Annotated in this window: 14 protein-coding genes; 6 read left to right on the top strand and 8 right to left on the bottom strand. The window is 70.2% G+C overall.

Features of this window, described 5'->3' with window-relative positions:
* Positions 1–163: 163 nt before the first annotated feature.
* Together H623_RS0108245 and rsmI are read right to left on the bottom strand one after the other, a co-directional pair.
* The gene (locus H623_RS0108245) at positions 164–1,216 is read right to left on the bottom strand and encodes a hypothetical protein (RefSeq protein ID WP_022900467.1); all 1,053 of its coding nucleotides are present in this window, start codon (positions 1,214–1,216) and stop codon (positions 164–166) included.
* A gap of 128 nt (positions 1,217–1,344) precedes the next feature.
* Entirely contained in the window at positions 1,345–2,154 is an 810-nt protein-coding gene (gene rsmI, locus H623_RS0108240; protein WP_026940104.1) for a 16S rRNA (cytidine(1402)-2'-O)-methyltransferase, read from the bottom strand.
* A 24-nt stretch (positions 2,155–2,178) separates the two neighbouring features.
* Between rsmI and H623_RS0108235 the strand changes: the two genes are divergently transcribed.
* From H623_RS0108235 to H623_RS0108220, 4 genes are all read left to right on the top strand, one after another.
* Positions 2,179–3,867: a dolichyl-phosphate-mannose--protein mannosyltransferase gene (locus H623_RS0108235; RefSeq protein WP_022900465.1), complete on the top strand. Its 1,689-nt coding sequence runs from the start codon at positions 2,179–2,181 to the stop codon at positions 3,865–3,867.
* Between the two features lie 174 nt (positions 3,868–4,041).
* Positions 4,042–5,619, top strand: coding sequence for a S53 family peptidase (locus tag H623_RS0108230; protein ID WP_022900464.1), 1,578 nt, complete (start codon positions 4,042–4,044; stop codon positions 5,617–5,619).
* 84 nt (positions 5,620–5,703) lie between these two features.
* Complete coding sequence (locus H623_RS0108225) at positions 5,704–6,996, top strand: O-acetylhomoserine aminocarboxypropyltransferase/cysteine synthase family protein (RefSeq protein WP_022900463.1); 1,293 nt, start codon at positions 5,704–5,706, stop codon at positions 6,994–6,996.
* Positions 6,996–7,592 carry a CoA-binding protein gene (locus H623_RS0108220; protein ID WP_022900462.1) on the top strand — a complete coding sequence of 199 codons (597 nt, stop codon included), beginning with the start codon at positions 6,996–6,998 and terminating at the stop codon, positions 7,590–7,592. Before H623_RS0108225 ends, H623_RS0108220 begins: the two co-directional genes overlap by 1 nt.
* A gap of 47 nt (positions 7,593–7,639) precedes the next feature.
* Here the strand turns inward: H623_RS0108220 and H623_RS0108215 are convergent, their stop codons facing one another.
* Together H623_RS0108215 and H623_RS0108210 are read right to left on the bottom strand one after the other, a co-directional pair.
* A complete protein-coding gene (locus H623_RS0108215; protein ID WP_022900461.1) occupies positions 7,640–8,023 on the bottom strand; it encodes a hypothetical protein in 384 nt (127 codons plus the stop codon).
* Positions 8,020–8,643: a class I SAM-dependent methyltransferase gene (locus tag H623_RS0108210; RefSeq protein ID WP_022900460.1), complete on the bottom strand. Its 624-nt coding sequence runs from the start codon at positions 8,641–8,643 to the stop codon at positions 8,020–8,022. The genes H623_RS0108215 and H623_RS0108210 overlap by 4 nt, the downstream gene beginning before the upstream one ends.
* A gap of 130 nt (positions 8,644–8,773) precedes the next feature.
* Here H623_RS0108210 and H623_RS18650 point away from each other — a divergent pair, with 130 nt between their 5' ends.
* Positions 8,774–9,568 carry a hypothetical protein gene (locus H623_RS18650; RefSeq protein ID WP_157560916.1) on the top strand — a complete coding sequence of 265 codons (795 nt, stop codon included), beginning with the start codon at positions 8,774–8,776 and terminating at the stop codon, positions 9,566–9,568.
* A gap of 33 nt (positions 9,569–9,601) precedes the next feature.
* Positions 9,602–12,874, top strand: a complete 3,273-nt coding sequence (locus tag H623_RS18645) for an ATP-binding protein (protein ID WP_022900458.1) — start codon at positions 9,602–9,604, stop codon at positions 12,872–12,874.
* Here H623_RS18645 and H623_RS18640 read toward each other — a convergent pair.
* From H623_RS18640 to H623_RS0108180, 4 genes are read right to left on the bottom strand one after another with little or no spacing between them, the layout of a single operon-like run.
* Complete coding sequence (locus H623_RS18640) at positions 12,835–14,493, bottom strand: PH domain-containing protein (RefSeq protein WP_022900457.1); 1,659 nt, start codon at positions 14,491–14,493, stop codon at positions 12,835–12,837. The genes H623_RS18645 and H623_RS18640 overlap by 40 nt on opposite strands.
* Positions 14,490–15,008 carry a PH domain-containing protein gene (locus H623_RS0108190; protein WP_022900456.1) on the bottom strand — a complete coding sequence of 173 codons (519 nt, stop codon included), beginning with the start codon at positions 15,006–15,008 and terminating at the stop codon, positions 14,490–14,492. Before H623_RS0108190 ends, H623_RS18640 begins: the two co-directional genes overlap by 4 nt.
* A gap of 30 nt (positions 15,009–15,038) precedes the next feature.
* Positions 15,039–15,884 (bottom strand): ABC transporter permease, encoded by an 846-nt coding sequence (locus H623_RS0108185; protein WP_022900455.1) that lies wholly within the window; start codon positions 15,882–15,884, stop codon positions 15,039–15,041.
* Entirely contained in the window at positions 15,881–16,927 is a 1,047-nt protein-coding gene (locus H623_RS0108180; RefSeq protein ID WP_022900454.1) for a daunorubicin/doxorubicin resistance ABC transporter ATP-binding protein DrrA, read from the bottom strand. The genes H623_RS0108185 and H623_RS0108180 overlap by 4 nt, the downstream gene beginning before the upstream one ends.
* Positions 16,928–16,945: the final 18 nt, after the last annotated feature.

The following is a 16,945-nucleotide window of genomic DNA, read 5'->3' as shown; positions in this document are numbered from 1 at the left end:
GCCGGTCCGGCCCGGTCCGCTCCGGCCCGACATGACGTCCGCCTCAAAACATGCCCATCTGCCATGTTTTCGGTCGGAAGAGCGCGATCCGTCATGTCGACGACGGCGCGCGACCCGCATCCCGCACCGCATCCCGAGCGACGACCCGGCATCCCGAGTGCGGTCACCAGGCGGCGGCGACCTCCGCGTGCGTGCGCAGGATGCCGTCCGTCGTCCCCTCCGGCGCCCGCCCGATGCCGCATTCGGTCGCCACTCCGAACGCCGGCGCGTGCCGGAGGGCCGTGGCGATACGGCGGCGCGCGCCATCCGGGCCGTCCTCGCGGTGCACGAGCCCCAGGTACAGCTCGGTGTCCTCGTGCAGCCGGAGGCCGTCGAGCGGCGCGAAGTACGCGTCGTCGTCGCGCTCGATGGGCACGGGCAGGTGGATCCACGTGATCGGCCGGGTGGCGGCATCCGTCACCATGTTCGCGAAGCGCACGAGGTTGCCCGCGTCGGCCGGCTCGATGAAGTGCTTCTCGGCCACATCGCCGTAGCAGAGGTGGAACCCGACCTCGACGTCCTCGGGCACACGGGATGCCTGGTCCGCCGACCGCTGCGTCAGTCCGGCCCACACGTCGTCGCCCCACCAGGATTCCGCGCCGTGGCCGCCCCGATGCGCGATGTCCTCGATGATGCCGAACTCGACCGCGTTGTCCCACTGAATGGCGAGATCGTCGTGCGGGATGGCATCCAGGATCGCGTCGAGCTCCCGATACATCGCCCGCCGGTACACGGGCTCGATGGCCGCGCGCTGCTCGGGCGGGAAGAACGCGCCGACCACCGCGAGCGGCGTGGGCAGCGACACCTGGAACCGTGTCCCCGGCCGGATGTGGCCTTCATCGCGAAGACGGCGGAAGATCTCATACGACTCGACGGCTGCCGCCGCATAGCCCAGCGGCGGGAACTCGATCGACGCGGGGTCGACTCCGTCGGCGACGCGAAGCGGACGGGCGTCGAGCATGCGCAGCGGCACCGGATGCTCGCCCACGCGCTCGATGCCCACCGCCTGTCCCAGCACGTCGGGCTGGAACATGATCCAGTGGAAGCGGCGGCCGGGCTCGCCGTCCGGGATGCGCTTCAACAGCGGTCCCATCAGCTGCGCGGCCGTGCGCATCGTCGTCTCGGCGTCGTCGTAGTTGACGCTGCCGACCAGCAGCGCTCCGCGGGGTTCGGTCATCGTCCCATTCTCCCCCGGCGGGCTCCCCAGCGAGCTCTCGACAGCCCACACCCACGGGTTCCACGCACACTGCACCGACGGTTCCCGGGTGCCGGCAACAGCACCGGATGCCGGGCGGGGCGGACGGCCTAGGCCCGCGCGCGGAGCGCGGCCTCGTAGAGGGTCCGGCGCGAGAGGCCGGTGCGGGCGGCGACGGAGGCGCAGGCATCCTTCAGGCTCTCGGTCGCAGTGAGCAACAGCACCTCCTGCACGGCGGTCTCCAGATCGACCACGCGCGCCGGTGCGCCGGCGACCACGATGACGATCTCGCCCCGAGCGCCCTCCGCCCACTCCACGAGCTCCTCGGCGATACCGCGGCGCACCTCCTCGTGCAGTTTCGTCAACTCCCGGCAGACGGCGACGCGGCGCGCGCCGAACGCGTGCGCGATCGCCTTCAACGACTCGGCGAGCCGGTTCGGCGACTCGAAGAACACCATGGTGCGCCGCTCGTCGGCCAGCGACGCCAGAGCGGATGCCTTCTCCCCCGCCTTGCGCGGCAGGAACCCTTCGAACGTGAACCGGTCCGTCGGCAGTCCGGAGACGGCGAGCGCCGTCAGAACGGCACTCGGCCCGGGGATGACGGTCACCTCGACGCCCTGCTCGATCGCCGCCGTCACCAGGTGATAGCCCGGATCCGAGACGGTCGGCATGCCGGCATCCGAGAGCACGAGCAGATCGCCCTCGCGCGCGAACTCCACGAGATCCGCGGAACGCTCGCGCTCGTTGTGGTCGTGCAGCGCGATCAGGCGCGGCCGGTTGTCGACCCCGAGGCCCTTCAGCAGTCGCTGCGCGACCCTGGTGTCTTCGGCGGCCACCGCCTCGGCGTTCTCGAGCGCGTCCACGAGCCGACGGGAGGCGTCGCCCAGATTGCCGATAGGCGTCGCCGCGAGGATGATCACGTGTTCAGTCATAGCATTGCCGTCGTGACTGCCCCCGGATCGACGGCCGCGAGCGCCGATGCGCCCCGCGACGCCGACGAGCCGGACGGGTTCGACGAGCCGGACGGGTTCGACGAGCCGCGCGGCTCCCGCCTCGACCGCTGGTTCGCGCGCACCGTGAACACGCCGGCGAAGCTGCGGCTCTACAACTGGGGGCTCCCCGCCTTCGTCACACTCGTCGCCATCGTCGCGCGGCTCTGGGCGCTCGGCGATCCGCACTCGCTCATCTTCGACGAGACGTTCTACGTCAAAGACGCCTGGACCCTTCTGCACAAGGGCTGGGAGGCGGCGTGGCCGGCGAACATCGACCAGGCCTTCGCCGACGGCGACGTGAACTCGTACACGAACGATCCGGAGTTCGTCGCGCATCCCCCGTTCGGCAAGTGGATGATGGCGGTCGGCCTGGCGATCTTCGGCGCGCAGAACGCGGTGGGCTGGCGCATCTCGACCGCGGTGGTCGGCATCCTCGCCGTGGTGCTGCTGATGCTGATCGCGAAGCGGATGTTCCGCTCCACGCTGATCGCGTCGGTCGCCGGATTCATCATGGCGATCGATGGCAACGCCATCGTGATGAGCCGGGTGGCCATCCTGGACGACTCCGTGATGTTCCTCGCGCTGCTCGCCTTCGGATGCCTGCTGCTGGACCGCTCCTGGCACGAGAAACGGCTCGCCGCGTGGGTGGCGGCCCGCGTCGAGCAAGGCCGCACACTCGGCTGGGGACCCTGGATGTGGTGGCGTCCGTGGCTGCTCGCCGCAGGCATCCTGCTCGGGCTCGACGCGGGCGTGAAATGGACCGGCTTCTACTTTCTCGCGTTCTTCGCGGTGTACGTGGTGCTGGTGGACGTGCTGGCGCGCAGGCGGGCGGGCGTCTCCGACTGGCCGGAGGCGGGCATCCTGAAGGGCGGCATCGTCGCCTTCGTGCTCATGGTGCCGGTGGCGTTCGTCGTCTACGTGGGAACCTGGGCCGGCTGGCTGCTGAACCCGGGCGGCTACTACCGGAACTGGGTGCAGACCACACCGGGCGCGCACTGGACCGGGGCGCTGTCGTGGGTGCCGGACTGGGCGCAGAACCTGTGGCACTACCAGAGCGAGATGTACGGGTACTCGATCAACCTGCACACGCCGCACCCGTACCAGTCGAACCCGCTGACCTGGCTGCTGCAGCTGCGTCCGACGAGCATGTACTACCTCGGCACGAACGACGGCTCGGGCGGCTGCACCTCGAGCGGCGGATGCGCGTCGGCCATCACCGACCTCGGCAATCCGATCATCTGGTGGGCGGGCACGGCGGCAGTGATCTACCTGATCTACCGGCTGATCCGCTACCGAGACTGGCGTCACGGCATGATCCTGATGGGGCTCGCCGCCGGCTATCTGCCCTGGATGCTCTACACCGGCCGCACCATCTTCACGTTCTACTCGATCGCGTTCGCCCCGTACCTGTACCTCGCGCTCGCGGCGGTGTTCGCGCTCATCGTCGGCAGGCCCACCGACGAGTCGTACGACCGGGTGCGCGGACTCAGCACGCTCGTCGTGTTCCTCGTGATCATCACCGGCGTCAGTGTCTTCTTCTACCCGATCTGGACGGGCATGCAGATCCCGTTCTCGTACTGGCAGATGCACATGTGGCTGCCGAACTTCACGACCGGTATCGGAACGATCGGGTGGATTTGAGTTGTCTCGTGCGCCGTCCCCTGGCCGGCGCACCGCAGTCGGCCCGTGCAGTCACACAGCACGGCGCCGTACACGCCGACGCCTCGCAGAGGTGTTAGGTCCGGCGCACCGCGGTTGACCAGCTGCACGGTCACGCACGTCGCCCGTGTCGGGCGCCGGTGGTACGCCTGAGACATGAGCGAGAAGCAGAGCGCATCGCACGAGTTGCCGGGAAGCCACCGCGAGGAGTTCGCTCCGGCGACCGCCCCGGTGCCCGACGACGAGCAGATCGAGGCGACCCTCGTGCTGCGACGGCGCGAGCCGGTGCCGCACGAGGTGCTGCTGAACCCGATCCCGCGAGACGAGTTCGTGCGACGTTACGGCGCCGATCCGGACGATGTGCGGGCCGTGACGGCCGAGGCGGAAGCCGCGGGAGCCGAGGTGCTGAGCGTGGATCCCGGCGAACGGCGCGTTCGCATCCGCGCGAGCGCCGCCGTGGTGCGCGAGCTGTTCGGCACGAGCCTGCAGAGCGCGACGCACACGCCGCCCGACGGTGCCGAGGTGCGCTTCCGGCAACGCACCGGGCCCATCCGGCTGCCCGATGAGCTGCACGAGCGCGTGGTCGCGGTGCTCGGCCTCGACGACCGCCCTCAGGCCACAGCGCACTTCGTGGCGATGCCGGCCGCGGCCGCTGCGGTCAGCTACTCTCCGGTCGAGGTCGGCGAGATCTACCGCTTCCCCGCAGCACCCGGCGGCGCGGCTCCCGGCGCCGGCCGCACCGTGGCGATCGTCGAGCTCGGCGGCGGATTCGACCAGCCGGATCTCGACACGTACTTCTCCTCGCTGGGATTGAGCACGCCGCAGGTCTCGGCTGTCGGCGTGGACGGGGCATCCAATCAGCCGGGCGGCGATCCGAACGGCGCCGACGGCGAAGTGCTGCTCGACATCGAGGTGATCGGGGCGCTGGCGCCCGCCGCACACCTCCTCGTGTACTTCGCCCCGAACACCGACGCGGGATTCGTGGATGCCATCACGCAGGCCGCGCACGCCAGCCCGACACCCGACGCCCTCAGCATCAGCTGGGGACAGAGCGAGGACGCGTGGACCGCGCAGGCCCGTTCTGCCTTCGACGACGCCCTCGTCGATGCCGCAGCACTCGGCGTCACGGTGACGGCCGCGGCGGGAGACGACGGCAGCTCCGACCGCGTGGATGACGGTGCGGCGCACGTGGACTTCCCGGCTTCGAGCCCGCACCTCCTCGCCTGCGGGGGCACGAGTCTGAAGGCGAACGCCGCCACCGGTGAGGTGCAAAGCGAAGTGGTGTGGAACGACGGCTCCGGCCGTGGCGCCACCGGCGGCGGCGTGAGCGACTCCTTCGGCACGCCGTCGTGGCAGCGGAACGTCGGCGTTCCGCCGTCCGCCTCCGGCGGCACGGGGCGTGGCGTGCCGGATGTGGCGGGCAACGCCGACCCGGAGACGGGATACCGGGTGCGTGTCGACGGCACCGACACCGTGATCGGCGGCACGAGCGCGGTCGCACCGCTCTGGGCGGCACTGGCGGCACGCCTCGTGCAAGCGACCGGCAAACCGCTCGGCCTCCTGCCGCTGCGGGTCTACCCCGGCGCCTCGGATGGCGCGACGGCACCCGGGTTCCGCGACATCGTCAGCGGCGACAACGGCGCCTATCGGGCGCACGCCGGCTGGGACGCCTGCACCGGTCTCGGAGTTCCGGACGGCGAGGCGCTGCTGCAGGCCCTGACGACCAACTCGTGACGGTCGAACCGCGCTCGATGCGGTGGTTGACGCTCTGTTACGGCGCCGGGCGCCCCGGCGCGGATGCTCCGCTACGGTAGCGGGGTGGCAGACCGCGAATTCGGCTTTCGCACACGTGCGATCCATGCCGGCAACATCCCCGACCCCGTGACCGGAGCCCGTGCGCTCCCCATCTACCAGTCGGCGGCGTTCGTCTTCGACGATTCCGCGGATGCCGCGGCACGGTTCGCCCTGCAGAAGTACGGGAACATCTATTCGCGGCTGAACAACCCGACTGTCGCGTCGTTCGAGGAGCGCATCGCGAGCCTCGAGGGCGGTCTCGGGGCGGTGGCGACGGCATCCGGCCTGAGCGCGCAGTACATCACGTTCGCGAGCCTCGCCGGGGCGGGCGACCACGTCGTCGCCTCCTCGAGCCTGTACGGCGGATCGGTGACGCAGCTCGACGTGACGCTGCGCCGGTTCGGCGTCGAGACCACGTTCATCGACAGCGCGGATCCGACCGACTACGCCGCGGCCATCACGGACAAGACGAAGTTCGTGTTCGCCGAGACCATCGCGAATCCGTCGGGCGACATCGCCGACCTGGAGGGCCTCGCCGAGGTGGCGCACGCCGCCGGGGTTCCGCTCATCGTCGACTCCACCATCTCCACTCCCTACCTCAACCGGCCCATCGAGTGGGGTGCCGACATCGTGACGCACTCGGCCACCAAGTTCCTCGGCGGCCACGGCACGACGCTCGGCGGCGTGGTCATCGAGTCGGGGCGCTTCGACTGGCACAATCCGCGCTTCCCGCTGTTCGGCGAGCCCGTGCACACGTACGGCAACCTGCAGTGGAACGGCAACTTCGGGGAGTACGCGTTCCTCACCCGGCTGCGCGCCGAGCAGCTGCGCGACATCGGTCCGGCGCTCGACCCGTTCGCCGCGTTCCTGCTCGCACAGGGCGTGGAGACTCTGCCGCTGCGCATGCGGGCTCACATCGCGAACGCACGTGCGGTGGCCGAATGGCTCGAGGCCGACCCCCGTATCGAGCACGTCTACTGGGCGGGTCTGGATTCGCATCCGCACCACGACCGCGCGAAGAAGTACCTGCCGGAGGGACCCGGCAGCGTGTTCAGCTTCGTGATCGCCGGAGGACGCGAGGCGGGACAGGGGTTCATCGAGTCGGTGAACCTGGCCAGCCACCTGGCGAACATCGGCGACACGAAGACCCTGGTCATCCATCCGGCCTCCACCACGCACGCCCAGCTCACCGAGCAACAGCTGCACGACGCCGGCGTGCTGCCGGGTCTCGTGCGCATCAGCGTCGGCATCGAAGAGGCCGACGACATCATCTACGATCTGGATCAGGCGCTCACGTCAGCGCTGAAGGGCAAATGATGAGCACGGTCACGCAAACACAAGACCCGGCCACCGGCACGGCTGTCACGCAGCTGCCGAACGGCCTCAGCTGCTCGCTTCCCGCCGACTCCCCGCTCGCACGGCTGCTGCGCTCGCAGCGCACCTGGGCGGGACCCGACGCGAAGCAGCGACTGGGCATCCTCCAGCGCGCCAAGTCGGTCGCGATCGTCGGCGCCTCCGCCAACCCGTCCCGTGCCAGCTACTTCGTGGGAACGTACCTGCTGCAGTCGAGCGACTACCGGGTGTACTTCGTGAACCCGAACGCCGACACCATCCTGGGCCAGCCGGTGTACAAGTCACTGGCCGACCTGCCCGAGGTGCCGGACATCGTCGACGTCTTCCGCAAGCCGTCCGACATCCCCTCCGTCATCGACGAGGTCGTCGCGGTCGGCTCCCCCACGGTGTGGGTGCAGCTCGGCATCTGGAACGAGGATGCCGCGCGCTACGGCGAGGAGAAGGGCCTGACCGTCGTCATGGACCGCTGCATCAAGATCGAGCACGCGCGCTTCCACGGCAACCTGTACCTGTTCGGCTTCGACACGGGCGTCATCTCCTCGCGCAAGACTGCGCGCTGAGGAGCGCTGCCCGCGTCGTCCCAGCGTCGTCAGGATCGCGAGCCTGCTCAGAACACGAGCGGCCGCCCCGGCTCGACCGGCCGCAACTCGTGCGGAGCCGGGAACGCCAGCGAGTACTCGAGCAGCGGCACGTCGATCGCGCCCCAGTCGTCCCGCTTCACGCGGATGCCATCCGGTGACACCTCGGTGATGCGCACGCGCAGCCAGCGCCCGTCGTCGAGCAGCAGCTCGTACGGGTCTGCCAGATAGCCGAGACCGAGCTCGTCGAGTGTCTCTTCGGCACGAAGCCAGTCCACGACGCCGGTGCGCTCGCGCCCGAGCATGTCGACCACGACGAAACCGTCGCCTTCTTCGCTCGCCGCAGGGCGCATCCATCCGACGAGCTCGCGGTCGTGCCTGCGGTGCTCGATCCAGTCGCCGGGAACGCTCATCGCGGCCTCCTCGCGACGATGTGGAAGACGTGCCAGTGCTTCGGGCCCGCGAACGAGGTGCCGTCCCTGTCCTCCTCGTGCAGCTGCAGCACCTCAAGCCCGTCGAGCAGACGATCCACGTCGGCACGGCCGTGCGTGTTCGTCTCCTCCCACGCGGCGAAGTCGTCGTGCGGACCGAACAGCTGCCCGGCGAACACGCCGCCGGGTTGAAGCGCCGAGCGGATGTTCGACCACAGCTTCTCGAAGACCTCCGGCGTGCAGAACGGCAGCGCGAACCCCGCGTAGACGAGATCGGCATCCGGCAGAGGAGTCTCGGCGACGTCGGCGAAGGATGCCTGTCGCACGGTCAGCCGCTCCTGCTCGCCCTCCGGGACGTCGGCCGTGACGCGCTGCACGACGTTCGGATCCGCGTCGATCGCGAGCACGCGCCATCCGTCTGCCAGGAGCGTGCGCGACTCGAGCCCGTCGCCGCAGCCGAGATCGACCGCGGTGCGCTTCTCGTCGCCGCTCGCCCCGAACCTCGCCCCGTCGGCAGCCTCGGCGGCCGCCTCGAGCGCCGCGGAGAACGTGGGGCGCACCGCGCGTCCCGTCTGATGTGCGTAGAAGCCGGACCAATCCATCGTTCCATCCTGCCGTCTGGGGCAGCCGGGGTGCTGCTAGCGTGGCCGCATCGCTGCGCTCACCGAGAACGCAGCGGCGCCCAGGCGTCCTCGCGCGGGCACCCGCCATAAACCCGGCAAGGATCCTGCGATGCCCCACTACACGCCTATGCGGCCCAATCCGTCGTCGGTGGAAGCACGTTATTCGGGCGGCCGGTCGAAGAAGCCACATCTCTCGGCGGCCGAGCGCGCGGCCACCCCGCCCGCAGGCTGGGAGGTGGTGTTGCGACCGCTCGGATACCTTCTCGTCGCCGTCGTGTGGGCCGCACTCTTCGCCGTGACGCTGGCTCTGCCCGCGATGCTGCCCCTCGGCATCCTCGCTGACGGACCCGACTTTACGACGGCCGACTTCATTCTCCAGATGGGCCTCGGCTCCGCCATCCTGGGCGGTCTGATCACGCTGGGCTTGCTGGTACCGATCTTCGGTTACGCGTTTCTCGCTCTGCCGTTGGCGTCGGGTCCGCTCGCGATGCTCGCGCTCACCTATGTCGTGCGCAGCCTGAGGCCCCGGTATCGCGGCACGCGCCTGTCCTCGACGGGCTGGTCGCGCGAGGCGCTCGGTCCGGTCACCGTGTTCCCCACGGCGCTCTCGCTGATCCCGACGATCTCGACGCGCTGGTCACGGTTCTGGCTCGGCGCCTCCTTGCTCGGCTGGGTGCCGAGCAAGGGCGTGTTCATGACCGCGTGCGTCTACGGCGTCGGATATCTCCTCACCGTCGGCTGGATTCTCTGGCCCCTGCATTCGACGATCGCGGTGGTCATTTGGTCTGTGGTGACGGCGGCGTTCGTGGCGGCGATCGTGGTGATGCTGGTGCGTGAGGCGATGCGTCGCTTCGGCTCGCGCCTCGACGTGCGCGAGCTCAAGGTGACCGAATCGCCCACGTGATGGACGCCATTGACGCTCACTAGACTGTGGCCGGTGGGCGAGGCGAGCGAGCAACCGTACGACGTCGCGGCGCTGGGTCCCGTCACCGTGCGCTCCGCACAGGGCACGGCGGTCGAACCGGGTGGTGCGACCGCCAAGGCGCTCGTCGTCGCTCTCGCACTCGCGGGCGGACCGGTGTCGGTGCGCTCGCTCGTGGACGACGTCTGGCAGGACGACCCGCCGCGCAACGAGAAGGCGGCCCTGCAGACCCTCATCTCCCGCGTGCGCTCCGTGGCCGGCCACGGGCTCATCGCCTCCACCCCGGGCGGGTACGCGCTCACGGACGCGTCTCGAACCGACATCGCCGCCGCGCGCCTCGCGCTGACGGAGGCCCGCGCGGCGTCCGCGCGAGGTGACATGAGCGAGACGGAGGCGCGGGCATCCGCGGGTCTCGGTCTCTGGCGCGGGGAACCCGGTCTCGACCTCGGCGAGACGGAACTGGCCGAACGATGGGCGAGCACCGCCGAACGCGTGCGCCGTGAGCTGACCCTCGTCCGCGCTCGTGGCCGCCTCGAAGCGGGTGACGCTGCCGAGGCGCTCGCCGACCTGGCGCCGCTCGCCGACGCGGCGCCATTCGACGACGACGTCGAGCTCCTGCGGCTGCGCGCGCTGAAGGCGAACGGCCGGATCAACGACGCGGTCCGCGAGTTCGGCGAGTTCCGAGTTCGACTGCGCGACGAGCTGGGCACCGATCCCTCGCCCGAGCTGGTCGAGTTCCACGCCGCTCTGCTGCGCGGCCCGGAACAGGCGGCGGAGACCGCCCGCGTGCTGCGGGTGGGCATCCGCACGCCGCCGAATGAGCTGCTCGGCCGGGATGCCGACATCGCGGCCGTCGAGAGCCTGATGGCATCCGCTCGGCTCACCACTCTGCTCGGCGCCGGCGGCCTGGGCAAGACCCGGCTCGCACAGGCGCTCGCTGCCCGCGCCGCTGAGCGGATGCCGGGGGTCGTCGTGGTCGAGCTGGCCGGCGTGCGCAGCGGAGAGGATGTTCCGCTCGCGCTCGCTTCGACACTCGGAATTCGCGAGTACTCGGGAACGCGCCTCCCGCTCAGCGACCCGGTGGCCAGAGTGGACGTGCGCGAGCGCATTCTGGACGTTCTGGGTGAACGCCCGACACTGCTCGTCATGGACAACTGCGAGCACCTGATCGACGCCGCGGCGGAATGGATCGCCGACATCCTCGCTTCCCGGCCGAACGTGCGGGTGCTGGCCACCAGCCGGGCGCCTCTGATGATCGCGGCCGAGCAGGTCTACCAGCTTCAGCCGCTGCCGGCGACGACCATGGAATCGCAGCCCGGGCCCGCGGTGCGGCTGTTCATGGAGCGCGCCCGTGCCGCACGTCCCTCCGTCGTGCTGCCCGTCGAGACGATCGAGAGCCTGTGCGACAAGCTCGACGGCCTGCCGCTGGCGATCGAGCTGGCTGCTGCCCGCGTGCGGTCGATGTCGGTCGAGGAGATCGAACGGCGCATCGACAACCGGTTCGCGCTGCTGCGCGGCGGCGACCGTGCCGCTCCCGAGCGGCATCGCACCCTGCTCGCGGTGATCGACTGGAGCTGGAACCTGCTCACGGCATCCGAGCAGCGCACCCTGAGCCGTCTCTCGCTGTTCGCCGACGGTTTCGCCGCCGACGCCGCCTACGCGGTCTGCGGCGACGATGGCGGAGACGGGCGAGCCGACGTCGACGCCGACCTCGAGGGCCTGGTCAACCAGTCGCTGCTCACCGCGGCCGAGAGCACGCTCACCGGGCGGGTGCGCTATCGCATGCTCGAGACCGTGCGCGAGTTCGGCGAACAGCGTCTGCGGCAAGCGGGCCTGCACGAGGCGGTGGGCGCCGGCATCCGCGCCTGGGCCGATTCCGTCGCTGAGGCCGCCCTCGGCTCCACGTACGGCCCCCAGCAGATCGAGACGTTCCACCGGGTCGAAGAGGAGCAGGACAACCTGCTGGCGTCGTTGCGCGACGCCATCGCGGCCGGCGACTCCGACACGACGTGCAGCGTCTATGCCGCCCTCGGCATGCATTGGACGGTGCGCGGCGCCCACTCGGAGGTGCTCTCGTTCGCTCCGCAGGTGATGCAGACGCTGCGACGCTACGACCCCGACGAGAAGCACCGCGATGCCGCCATGGTCGCACTCGCGCTCATCGGCAGCACCGCCATGATCGGCGACATGCGCAGCGGCCTACGCGCCATCGTGCGCGTGCGCAGACTGCACGCACGCGGGCCGGCGAGCAGCCCGCAGCTCGAGGCGATGCTCAGCCTTCTGCTGGTCATGCCCGACATGGTCGCCGGAGCGGCAGTGGTGGAGCGGATGCGCGCCAGCGACGATCCCGCGATCGCGTCGTTCGCATTCCTCATCTCCGCTCAGTTGGCCGAGAACGGCGGCCGCCTCGACGACGGCGTATCGGACGCGACGCAGGCCTTCGCCCACGCTCAGGCCGCTCAGGATGCCTGGACCATCGGTATGGCCGCCCAGACCCTCGCGCAGCTGCACAGCGAGCTCGGCGCTGCCGCCGAAGCGATCTCGTGGGCCGATCGCGCGCTGCCCCAGCTCGAACTGCTGCATGCCGGCGAGGACCTGCGGCAGGTCGAGTGGCTGCGCGCCATCAATCTGGTCTCACTCGGTGAACTCGAGCCGGCACGGGAGATCTTTCAGGAGCTGGCAGCCCTGCAACCGGACAGCGGCAACTTCGACTGGAACGATCTGAAGGCGATCGGCATCAGCGGCCTCGCCGAAGTCGCGCGCGCCGGTGGCGACGCCGCCGAGGCGGAGCGCCTGTACGCCCGCGGTGAGCAGACGTGGGGCGACCCGCCCGCGGGCTTCGCCCCGTGGTACTACAACGTGGCTGCCGGACTCCTCGCCACGATGGTGCACAACTCTCACGCGGACGATCCGAAGGCGAAGCTCGTCGCGCGACGCATCCGCCGGCGGGTCTTGCGCGATGCCCGCGCCCGAGCCGGCATGATCGACTTTCCTGTCACGGGCGCCGCCGGGGTGGGCATCGGCGTCTGGCTGCTCGCTCCGGAACGCGAGGGAGCGAGCACGGCCGAGATCGACGCCGGACTCGAGCTCCTCACCCTCGGACGCGGCATGCACGCGCGCCGCGACTTCCCGTCACTCGACCCCGAGCGGATCGTCGCCGAGGTGAGGAACGGGCATCCGGAGCTCGACGTCGACGACGCGATCGCGCGCGTGGATGCCCTCACCCTGCGCGAGCGCGCCGCCCGCTTTCACGAGGTGGTGCGCTCGCTGAGGTCGCTCTTCGCGTAGCCGGTTCCGCGGTCGGCTGAGAGGTGCGCCGGTGGCTCGTGCACCAGCACGTCCTCGACGATGCGCCACGCCTCCTCGACGGGGACGTCGGGAATCGAGTAGCGGTGCCTGCCTGCGGCCGTGGTTGCGATGAGCGTCGCCAGGCCCGCACGCCGCTGGAACAGCGAACGCCGCACCGTGAAGCCGATGATGCCCGCCGTCTGCAGCGCGACGCGCTTGCGCGCGAGCGAGCCGTGCCGGGTCACGAGGAGCCCCGGCAGAAGCCTGTGCCCGAGCGACCTCCAGCGGTCGGCGGCGAGGAACGCCGCTGCTGGCACGACCACGACGAATGCACTCCAGACCCACGGCCCCACGTACCCGAGCAGCTGCAGAACGAGTGCGATGACCGCGAGCACGCCGACGCCGGTCGCGCCCCGGGTGTACCGGCGCCGATGCGCTCGCGGACCGTGCTGCTCGAGCGCGCAGGTGAGCGGGTCGGTCTGACCGAGCACGGCGCCGGCCACACGCAGCGCATCCTCACGCGGCCCGGCGGGTTCGACGACCTGCAAGCCCGCGCGCTCCCTGCCCAGCCCGGTCATGATCGCGTGGGCGGATGCCGCGCCCACCGACCGCAGAGACAGCGGCTCGTTCAGGCTCACGCCGCGCAGGCGCCGTTCGTCGAGCGTGACCTGCCGCGTGCGGAGCAGGCCGTGCCGAACGTGCAGCGTGGTGGCATCCGATCGCCAGAGGGCGAAGCCGCTGTACGCGAGCACGTAGCGCACGAGCGCGATCACGGACGCCGCCACGACGAGCGCGAGCGCGGCGGCGGCGACCAGCTCCGCGGTGGGGATGCGCTCCGCGGTGGGGATGCGCTCCGCCGTGTCGATCCCGGCGCGCACGATGGGCAGTCTGACCAGCAGCCCGCCATCGAAGAACTGCAGCTGCAGGGCGAAGAACGCGGCCGCGGCGAGCGCGGCGACGCCGGTGAGCGTGAACGGGGCGAAGCGGGCCCACGACCAGCGCCATCCGCTGAAGTCGTGGCCCTCGGCTTCGGCAGTGGCCATCGGCACCGCCGGGGGGTTCTCGGCCGCGTCGTTCTCGGCAGGCCGCGCTTCCACGCGGGCACCGCGCAGCAGTTCCGCCCGCAAACCCACCACATCGCCGGAGGCGATCCCGTCGAAGTCGAGTCCGTCCTGGCCGTGCGACGCGCTCGTGCCCACCCTCACGACGGCGAGGCCGACGAGCCGGTGCAGCAGGGTCGCATCGACGTCGACCGAGCGGATGCGCTCCCGCGGCACCGACAGCATCCGGCGGTTCAGAAGCCCGCGGCGCACCTGAATGTGGCTCGGCGTGATGCGGTAGCTGGTGGTCACCCAGCGCAGGATGCCCACCACGACTCCCAGCGCGCTGAGCGCGTACGTCCACCATGGCTCGCCGCCCACCGAGCCGGCCACCACGGCGAGAAGCAGCACGGGCAGGTACTTGATGAGCTCGCGCACCGGGTGCACGAGCAGCATGCGCGGGTTCAGGCGGCGCCACGGAACGGGATCGGGGGCGTCGGGCGACCCTTCGACTCGCTCCGCTCGTTCAGGGGGCACGCCGGTGTATCGCTTCGCGCGCTCGGGAAGCGGCGCACTCATGTCGCGTCGCCCTCGGTGTTCTGCGCCACGGCGGTGAGCGTCGCGATCACCTCGCGCGCCACGGTGTCGTCGAGGGCGTGGATGCTCAGCGCCCCGGCCGACGACGCGGTGGTCACGGTGACCGTCGTCAGGCCGTAGAGGCGATGCAGGAAGCCGCGGCGGGCATCCACCGTCTGCAGGCGCGCGATCGGCGCGACCCTGGTCTCCTGGGTGAGCCAGCCACTGCGCACGAACACGGCGTCGTCGGTGATCTCCCAGCGGTGCACGCGGTAGCGCCAGCGCGGCATGATCGACACGTGGGCGGCGGCGACGGACACCGTGAGCACGAGGCCGGCCAGGTGCAGGGGGCCGGCCCAGGCATCCGCGAAGAACATCCACGCCAGTTGGAGCAGCGTGAAGACGCACCAGGCGACCACGGCGTTCCACGCCCAGAACGGCACGGCCCTGCGGCTCGGCCGTCCGGCGGGCTCACGCACGAGACGCGAGATCCGGCCGGACGACTCCGAGATGCTCATGAGCTCTTCCTCCCTGCGCGCAGCGCCTGCCTACGCCTTGCGCATGTAGGCACGCACCGTGAGCGGTGCGAAGACCACGACGATGATGGCGGCGCCGAGCAGCGAGATCCAGAGGTCCGCTCCGACCGTGCCGTTGTTGGCCAGATCGCGCACGGCGGTGACCAGGTGCGAGATCGGGTTGATGTTGACGAACCACTGCAGCACTTGCGGAAGGCTCTTCACCGGAACGTAGGCGTTCGAGAGGAACGTGAGCGGGAACAGCACCAGCATCGAGATGCCCTGCACGCTCGACGCGGTGCGTGCGATCACGCCGAAGAACGCGAAGATCCAGCTGATCGCCCAGGAGCACGCGATCACCACGAGAGCGGCGAGCACGACCGGGCCGATGCCGCCTGCCGGGTGGTATCCGATCACGTAGCCGACGACGAACGTGATCGTGGTCGCGATCGCGTACCGCACGGTGTCGGCCAGCAGCGCTCCGGAGAGCGGGGCGATGCGCGCGATGGGCAGTGAACGGAACCTGTCGAACACGCCCTTGTCCATGTCCTCGCGCAACTGCACGCCGGTGACGACCGAGGTCGTGATGACGGTCTGCACCAGGATGCCGGGGATCAACGTCGGCAGGTAGTTCTGCACGTTGCCCGCGATCGCCCCGCCGAACAGGTAGGCGAACATCAGGGTGAAGATGATCGGCTGCACCGTCACGTCGACGAGCTGCTCCGGCGTGCGGCGGATCTTCACCAGACCGCGATAGGCCATGGTGAACGTGTTGCGCAGCGTCTGGCTGAAACTCGTGTGGTTCTTGAGCTTGCGTTCGGACGGCGGTGTGATGCGTCCGGGTGTCTGCTTGAGCGGCGCTTGAACGATGGTGCTCATGCGTTCACCTTCTCTTTCTCGACGCCGTTCTCGTCAGAGCCGGGCGTCGTCTCGTTCTGGTCGGCCGCGTCGTGGCCGGTGATGGTGAGGAAGACCTCGTCGAGACTGGGCTTCTGAACGCTCATCTCGGTGAGATGGATGCCTGCCTCGCGGAAGGTGACCAGCAGGTCCGTCACGCGGTCCGGGTCGGCCATCGGCGCCGTGATGCGCGCCGCCTCGGGGGTCAGCGTGCCGCGCACGCCGAGCACACGCTCGATGGCGGTGAGGGCGTCCTGGGTGTCGGCCGCGTCCTCGATGCGCAGCTGCAGCGATGACGTGCCCACGGATGCCTTCAGCTCGTCGGCGGTCCCCTCGGCCACCACGCGCCCGCGGTCGATCACCGCGATACGGTCGGCCAGCTGATCGGCCTCATCGAGGTACTGCGTGGTCAGCAGGATGGTCGATCCACTCGCGACGAGCTCGCGGATCGTGTCCCACATCTGCCCCCGGGTGCGCGGGTCGAGACCCGTCGTCGGCTCGTCGAGGAAGATCAGCGGTGGCTGCGCGATGAGCGAGGCCGCGAGGTCGAGGCGACGGCGCATGCCGCCGGAGAACTTCTTGAGAGGCCGCTTGGCGGCATCCGTGAGCCCGAAGCGTTCGAGCAGTTCCGCCGCCTTCACCTTCGACTCCGCCCGGCCGAGGCCGAGCAGACGGGAGAAGATGATGAGGTTCTCGGTGGCCGAGAGCGTCTCGTCGACCGAGGCGAACTGTCCCGTGACGCCGATCAGCTGGCGCACGATCTGCGCCTCTTTCTGCACGTCGTGGCCGAAGACCGCCGCCGTGCCGGCGTCGGCCTTGAGCAGGGTGGCGAGCATGTTGATAGTGGTGGTCTTGCCGGCGCCGTTCGGGCCGAGCACGCCGTAGACGGTGCCCGGCTTGACGAGCAGGTCGACGCCGTCGACCGCGCGGTTGCTGCCGAAGGTCTTGACGAGTCCGTGGGCCTCGATGGCCCAGTCCTCGCCCGACCCGGCGCGCGTGTCCGCGCTGTACCGTGGTGCGTTCATAGCGAGTCCTTTCGTGTG

It is taken from the genome of Humibacter albus DSM 18994 (assembly GCF_000421825.1).
Lineage (GTDB): Bacteria > Actinomycetota > Actinomycetes > Actinomycetales > Microbacteriaceae > Humibacter > Humibacter albus.
Note: the sequence above shows the minus strand (reverse complement) of the source record. Positions and strands in the feature narration are given on the sequence as shown.